Origin of the sequence: Bacillus sp. COPE52 (assembly GCF_003355115.1) — a bacterium.
GTDB lineage: Bacteria > Bacillota > Bacilli > Bacillales > Bacillaceae_G > Bacillus_A > Bacillus_A toyonensis.
In genome coordinates, this window is the sequence record NZ_CP031292.1 from 5,800,603 (window position 1) to 5,802,110 (window position 1,508).

1 pseudogene is annotated in these 1,508 nt (G+C 36.9%); it reads left to right on the plus strand.

Annotated features, from left to right (window positions below):
• Window positions 1-46: 46 nt before the first annotated feature.
• Window positions 47-1,416, plus strand: a pseudogene (locus tag DPQ31_RS29070) (IS1182 family transposase); the annotation flags it as partial.
• Window positions 1,417-1,508: the final 92 nt, after the last annotated feature.

Below are 1,508 nucleotides of genomic sequence, written 5' to 3' on the forward strand. Positions count from 1 at the left end.
TTTATGTGTCAACACTGATAAAAAAGAGGTAAAGGAGAGATTTTTTATGATGGGTGCTTTAAAAAATCATCGTGATGAGCGTGTATCCGTTTCTGTAGAAGAATTAGTTCCGCAAGACCATTTCCTTCGTGCGATTGAAGCGACAATCAGTTTTGATTTTATTGAGGAAAAGTTACGCCCTTATTACTGTGAAAACAATGGTCGTCCGTCAATTCACCCTATCGTTTTATTTAAGATGATGTTTATCGGATATTTTTATGGTATTCGTTCAGAGCGACAATTGGAAAAGGAGATCAAAACGAATATTGCCTACCGTTGGTTTCTAGGTTTTTCTCTATCAGATACAATTCCAGATCATTCTACAATCAGTTGGAATCGCCGTACTCGTTTCATTCATACAAATATTTTCGAAGAAATTTTTGATGAGATTGTGAGTCAAGCGACCGAGCACCGTATGGTGGGAGGACGTGCGTTGATGACAGATTCTACACACATTAAGGCGAATGCCAATAAAAATAAATTTGTACATAAATATAAAAAAGAAAAGGCAAAGTTCTATATAGATGAACTAGAAGCTGCGGTAATCGAAGATCGTGAGGTACATGGAAAAAAGAATTAAGACCTAGAAAGGAAAGTGATACCCCCACTAAAAAAACTCGTATCAGTACAACGGATCCAGATAGTGGATTTTTAATGAGGGATGGAAAACCGAACGGTTTTCATTTCTTAGATCATCGTACGACTGATGCGAAATATAATATTATTACAGATACCTATATAACGGCTGGAAATATGGCGGATTCCGAGCCGTATTTAGCACGTCTACAAGCTCAAACTAATAAATTCGGATTCAAAGTTGAAGCTGTAGCTCTTGATGCAGGCTATTTTACAGGTTATATCTGTAAAAAACTATCAGAACAGAATATATTTATGGTGATGGGGTATCGCCGATTTGGAAAGCGAAATAAAGACGTTCCGAAAAGCCAATTTAAATATGTAAAAGAAATGAATGTATTTGCTTGTCCGATGGGATGTATTTTAGAATATACGACAACGGATCGCGAAGGATATCGTCAATATAAATCAAATCCAGAAGACTGCGCTGTTTGTCCGCTACGTGAGGTATGCTTTTCAAAAAAACAAAAGCAAAAAGTTATCACTCATCATATATGGGAAAAATATAAAGATATCGCTAGAAAAAACAAACTAACAGCTACAGGGAAAAGACTGTATAAAGTACGCTGTTCAACTATAGAGCGAAGCTTTGCGGATGCCAAAGAACTACATGGCTATCGATATGCTCGGTTTCGAGGGCTGAAGTCTGTCCAAATGCAAGCTTACCTCACCGCAGCTTGTCAAAACATGAAAAAAATAGCCCTTCACCTAACCAAAAAGGGTCTGGTGGAGGGCTGTTTTTCTAAAATTTATTATTTTATATTGTTTTCATTTACTAAAATTAAAAAGGATTGCAGAATGTTGGGAACCCTAAAGGGTTTCCCAACACTCTG